Below are 6,521 nucleotides of genomic sequence, written 5' to 3' on the forward strand. Positions count from 1 at the left end.
CATCCCAAAAGAAGTATTTAGCTCCTTTACTGTCGTGTTTGTAGGTTAGGTTTCCGTTTTTGTCGTACTGGTAGGCTATTTCTTTTTTACGATCGGCAAGTAGTCCTCCTGCATCGGTATATACCAGTTGATCTTTATCTTGGGTGTGGAAAAGATTCCCCAATACATCGGGCATCTTAAAAATGCTTTCTCCTGTGGAGTATTGTGCTTTGGCAAGGTATCCAAAAGGGTTATAAGAAAACTGAACCCAGTCTCCATTGGTGCGGTTTTCTATACCCGTCAGTTTGTTGTTATTATTCCAACTGTATCGCCGGTCTTGGTAGGTCTGTTTGCCTTTTTGGGTAAGTTGCCTTAGGGGTTTTCCCATCACATCTCGCTCGGTACTCAAAGAAACGCCACCTGGGAGCAGTCTTTCGGTCTCTAGACCTAGGTGGTTTTGCTTGAGGCTCATTTGCCATTCTTTATCACCTTGCAGGGCTTGGTAAGCTTCTATTTGTCCCCAATTATTGCGTTTTATTTCCAGTTTTAAGCCAAGGCTACTTTCTAATCCTATTCTTTGGCTTTGGCGGTTGTATTGGTGTTGGATTGTCACTCCGTTTTGCTGTTCGCTAATGATATTTCCAAGCGGGTCTCTTTCAAATAGTACACGACTGTGTTCGTTGGTGGCTTCTATCAGTTGTCCTGCCTGGTTGTATCTAAAGTATTCGCTGGCTCTTTCTTGGTCGTCAAAATATATTTTGGTGAGATTTCCCAAGAGGTCATATTCCATTTTTTTGGTTTCGCCATTGGGTTGTAAAATATGGCTCATTCTACCACCTGCATCATAAAAATAGCGATGTTGTTTTCCATCAAACCCTATTTCTCTTACAATCTCGCCTATGGCATTTCGTTTAAAAATATATTCTTTTCCTGCTTCATTGATGATGGCACTCAAATCGTCGTTTCGGTTGTACCTAAAACGGATTTCGGTATCATTTTGCTGTCTTTTTAGCAGTTTTCCGTTGTGGGCATAAGTAAAAGCTACTTGTTGGTGGCTGTTTTTGGCTTCTACCATATTGCCCATGGCATCGTATTTCAAATAAAGCGGACTCTCCAATGAGCTAAAAATCTCGGTAAGTCTGCCAAGTGCGTCATATACATAACGGGCTCTTTTGTCTTGGTGATATTCTTGAGTCGTTTGTCCATACTCATTGTATGCCCACTGCATGGTGTCGCCATCGGGTAACCGTACTTCTTTTATTTGTTTATTGGGATGATAGTGTATGTGGGTTTCTTCTCCCAAAGAATCAATCACTGTTTTTAGCAATCCATCTTCGTATTCATAACGGGTTATATCGCCTTTCGGTCCTTGCTGTTCGGTGAGCAATCCTGTTTCGTTATACTCCCAATGCCAAATCGCCCCCAAGGCATTTTTTGCCATAATCAATCGATTATCCTCGTATGCAAACTGAATTTTTCCGCCATTGGGCAATAGTTCCGAAGTTTTGTTTCCATATTCATCATAGCCGAAATAGGTTGCATTTCCTGCTCTGTCTGTGTGTTTAATGAGTTCATTGTCCAAACCATAACTCCAAGATTCCTCTTGCCCCAATGCATTGATGGTCTTTATCAGGTTTCCATCCTCAAAAAAATGCTGACTGGTATCTCCATAAAAATCTCTAACCGAGGTTTTGTTTCCTTCATAAGTATAATGCAGTACATTGTGATGAACAGGTGAGTTTTCTTCTAATTCGTATCGTTTTACACAACGGATTTTTTTGTCAATCTCTTGATATTCCCAACAGTTTTTACTTTTGTTTTTTCGGGTAAGGGTCTGTAAGTTTTTATCCTGATATTCACAGGTTTCTTCTTGCTCCAAGATATCCGTAATTCCCTGCAAAAAACCATCTTCGTATCGGTAGGAAATCAATCTTTTGGCTTCTGCCAATTCTTGGGTATCTAACCAAATGGATTCTATTCTAGCCTTTTTATCATATCGAAAAAGGAGATTTCGCTGATAATAATCGGTAATTTGATGAATTTGTAATCCATCCCTTTTGTATTGGTAGTTGATCTCAAAAACACCTTTATATATTTTGCTTAATCGCCATTTTTTTGGGTGATATTCTTCAAAGAAATAGTGTGTATCTTTTTCATAACGATGAATCAAAATACCTTTTTCTTGATATTCATAACTAAACTGATGCTCGGTAACAAAGGCTTTATCATTTAGCGGAATTAGTGGTATTTCTATAATATTCCCACTGCAATTTTGCCAAACAAAATAGTCTGATGTTTCATCTATATGAATATGTTGTTCTAAGTTGAGATGCCATTTTTCACCCAATAATCCTTTTCGGTCAATAAATGAAAAATAGTTCCGAGTAATCGAAAAAGGAATCGGTCCTTCGAGGGTAAAATCTTCCTCATGTAATATTATTTCTCCTGTAGATAAATCAATCATAATGTTTTATATTCTAAAGTTTTAATATCATACCACTTCTTTTAACAAGGTCCACCTTTAAGACGACATTTCATTTTCCTAAAGAGTTTTCCTGCCTTTTTTAATAAAAATTTCAAACCAAAAGTCATGAGAAGTTTCATCAAAACTCCCATAAGGTCGGGCACTTGAGGTCCTCCCACAAAAACGGGTAAACCGGGCATGGGTATGGACGTTGTGGTAGGTAAATACCGCTCTGGACTCCCCAGTGGAATTCCTATACAACTACATGTCATCAACATAAAAGTAGCTCCACTGAGATAAGAACCATCAGCTTTCACGGTCTGACTTCCAAAAAACTGCAATCCTTCATGATCTATCATGGGTAAAGCTGCAGGATGGAAACCTGCTCCCAAAGGAATATGTTTGGAAGTTGCCAAAGTCGCCATGGTTCCTGCATTGGATCTTTTCATTCCGTTGATATGCACATCGGTTCCCAAAAAAGGGATATAATCAAAAGGATCTAGCACAAAACCGATAAATGGATGTGGCATAGGAACAGGTGCTGGTAATGGTGGAATCGTTACAAAATGAATATCGATTCCCAAAGTGGGATTAAGGTGTTTGGAAGCTAATAACATAATCATTTTTTTTAAGATTCTTCGGGTTCTAATACCGATTGGTAACCTTCTTTTACAGAAAGATCTTCCCAGTTTTCTCCCCAAATATCTATGGCAAAAGTTTCTATCTTTTTCATTTCATCTTGGTTATTTTCGTTTTTAGAAAAATCATAATGAGATTGGGTAATCAACAACATGGGGGAAAACTTGAGTAATTCTTTATTTAAAGTAATTCCCTTGTAATAGGCTGTTTTTGCTATTTCTTGTGCTTCACTAGATCGCCATAGTTTTTTGGAGATATAAATACTCTGTCTTTGAGCTTCTAGATAAATCATTATATTCTCTTGCTCCAATGCCTTTTGGGCGGTTTGGATATAATATTCCAAAGAAATTTTTCTTTTTTTTCTTACAAAATAAGTGGCAGCCAAAAAGTGTTTACTTTGTAAATTCAAAATATCGCAAGTAGGATCTTTTTCTGCCCTACCTTTTGCACTAATTTCTTCGGCAAGGGCATATTTTTCTATGGCAATTTTGTATTTTTTTAGTTGAAAATAGGCACTTCCATAAGATAATAAAATCGTTGCTTCCATGCTCTTACTTTCCATATCTCTACAGATACGAATTCCTTTTTCTCCCCATTTTTTTATGGCATCAAGGTCTTTGTTTTTAGAAGCTTCCATAAGATTGAGAATACAAAGATTGATTCCTGTGGCAGGTGAGTGTGGATCACCATTTTGTATCAGCTCTCTAATAGCACCAGACATATCCAAATTGGGTTCAAGAGTTTTACTGTTTTTCGTTTCTCTAAAAAAATCAAACATGGAATAATCCTTAGCATCCATCACCATCAATTTGAGGTTTTTGGGCAGTTTTTTCACCAAATTTTCCAGCCACTCACCAAGTAATTGATTTCCATAAAAAGCATGAGGCAACAGACAAAGAACAATATTGGTCTTTTTCCCTATCGACTCTGCAAAAGAAGCCATACAATGAGCAAAAAATAATCCGTCTTTATCCTCTTCGGGGTATTCAAAAGGCTTGGAATCCCAATTGGGTAAAACATCATAATCTTCCACTTCTTTCCTATATTCTGGACTATTCCAAACAGTCAAAAACTCCTCTTTTAAGGCTTTTCCATATTTTTTTGGATCTTCAAATGGCGTTTCAAAACCAATAAAAAGGTCTTCTATTTTCCCATGTTCTGATGCTTCGGCTAATACAAAAGCCTTTACCATTCTTATCTCATCTTTGTCCACTAACCACCTCACTAATTGATGCTTTTTACAGATTTCTTTAATCCACATTTTTTGCATTTCTTTCAAGCGAAAGGTAATAGCATTATCTTCTTGAAATTTAGCCATAGTTAGTTCAGATTGATGATTCCTCCTTTAGCATTCACGGCTGTTGCACCTTCAATATCTACGGTAGCTTGTGCCGTAAGTTTATAGGTTTTGTGTGTTTCTTCCTTAGCCTTGGATGCCATCAGCATATTGGCATCACTTTTTAGATCAATTTTCTGCTTAGCGGTTTGGGTAATTTCTTTTGAGTTGATATCTACTTTTTTATCACCCTTTATGGTTATTTTTTCTTCTGCGTTTAAGGTGATTTCTTTAGAATTCATCGTAATACCTTTCGGTGCCGATATCGTAATCGTCTCATCACCATTAAGTGTTACCGTATTTCCGCTAGGGTCAGAAATACTTATTTTCCCTTTCCCTTCATCATCATCAAAAGAAATAGTAGCTCCGCTGCGGGTGGTGATAGATTTTGATTTATTGGCATCTGAACCTCCACTAGCGTTGCTTCCGTTGAATATACTTCCCATTACAAAGGGTCTGTTGGGATCATTGTATCGGAATCCTATCATTACTTGGTCACCTTTTTCTGGAATAAAGACAAAACCTCGGTTGGTATTTACCAAATCGCTGCTTCCACCATCGGGAGTAAGTACCGAAATCCAATCGGTTTTTTCTTGAGGATCTTGCCAAGGAAACTGCACTTGTACACGTCCTTTTTTACTTGGGTCTTCGTTGGAGGTTACGGTAGCCATTTGGGTTTGCGCCACAGGACGAGTGATTGAGGGAATTGGTGGCGATTTTATCCCAGAAGGTATTGCTTTAAATTCGCAAGTATATCCGTTTGGATAGTGTTCTTGGTGCTTGGCTTCTATTACCATAAATTCTCCATATTGATTAATGGTTTCTTCAAGGTTTTCTTTCATTCCTGCCGCTATTTTAATGATAGAACCAGGTGTCAATCCTCTTAGTGAAGTAGTTCCAGAGATAATATGATAACTGGCAATGGCAGCATTTTGGTTGTTTTTCAAAGCATCGTCAAAGGCTCCTTTATTTCTTATTCTGATATCCGAAACCGTCTTAGGTATAAATGGGTAAACCTCATTGCTGGTTTTGAAGGAATGCATTCCCAACTCACTCAGTCCATCAGGTCTATTTTTGGATTTTTCGATAATAAATTTGTTTTGCATTTTCTGAAAACTATACAACTCTTGAGCGTGAGGCTTAACCTGTATATCAATATTTAAACTCAAGATATCCTTGTTGTATTCCAGTTCAATGGCATTGGGTGATTCTTTAGGTAAGCCAAAATGCAGGTTGACCCCGTCAGAAAAGAACCATTCTCTATAATCTATAGCTTGTCTCTTTAAAAAATCAAAATAGGACTCCTGGTATTGACATAAATAAGGGATGATTTCAGTATTTTTCGGGTTTATTCTTGCCTCTACTCGACTGTTTTTAGTAATTTCTTTTGCAATTTTTTTGATAGACTTCTCAGACCAAGACTGTAAATGAGCACCAGAATCCATAAGGATCGTTTTAGAAAAACCTGAAATATTGATGATACCATTAAATCCATTTTCTTGATTCAGCTGAATATTCGTAATGATCCCCACAAAATCACTTTTTTGAAAATAAATCACTAAAGGTTTCCCTAGCCACTCTCTAGATTTTTCTATGGTATATTCTCCATCTTTCTCAATAGCACTCATATCCACTGAAATTTGGAAATGGTGGTGATCAAAAATGGGCTGGAACAAATAAATCTGATTAAAAGTTTTTATTCGTTTTCCGTCAATGCTGATTTCTGTATTTTCCTGGTTCATAATTTGTTATTTTTATCATTAATCTCTAATCTCACCCTTTTTAAAAGCTTGTCCCGACTTTTTGAGAGGGCTTTTATGTGTGTTTTCTAGCTTCATAACTCTAATCTTCTATATTCAATTCTCCCCCTTTGAAGGGGGCTTTTATGTGTGTTTTCTAGCTTCATAACTCTAATCTTCAATTTTTAAACCGCCCCCTTTGAAGGGGGGAAGGAGGATGTAACACAAAGAGCTCACATCCTACTAGTAAAGTATTTCTTAATACTATATGAATAAAATGTATTTCGATACTCAATCTGGGAGAAACATCCCCCTTCCCCCCTTCTAAGGGGGCTTTTATGTGTATTTTCTAGCTTCATGACTC

Annotated in this window: 4 protein-coding genes; all 4 read right to left on the reverse strand. The window is 37.3% G+C overall.

The window, feature by feature from the left end:
- Positions 1–2,443: DUF6531 domain-containing protein (locus N4A45_12240; protein ID MCT4665989.1), on the reverse strand; the 2,443-nt coding region annotated here is incomplete at its 3' end.
- A gap of 41 nt (positions 2,444–2,484) precedes the next feature.
- The gene (locus N4A45_12245) at positions 2,485–3,066 is read right to left on the reverse strand and encodes a hypothetical protein (protein MCT4665990.1); all 582 of its coding nucleotides are present in this window, start codon (positions 3,064–3,066) and stop codon (positions 2,485–2,487) included.
- 5 nt (positions 3,067–3,071) lie between these two features.
- Positions 3,072–4,400, reverse strand: coding sequence for a hypothetical protein (locus N4A45_12250; protein MCT4665991.1), 1,329 nt, complete (start codon positions 4,398–4,400; stop codon positions 3,072–3,074).
- 2 nt (positions 4,401–4,402) lie between these two features.
- Entirely contained in the window at positions 4,403–6,160 is a 1,758-nt protein-coding gene (locus tag N4A45_12255; GenBank protein MCT4665992.1) for a phage baseplate assembly protein V, read from the reverse strand.
- Between the last annotated feature and the right edge of the window lie 361 nt (positions 6,161–6,521).

It is taken from the genome of Flavobacteriales bacterium (assembly GCA_025210805.1).
Lineage (GTDB): Bacteria > Bacteroidota > Bacteroidia > Flavobacteriales > CAJXXR01 > JAOAQX01.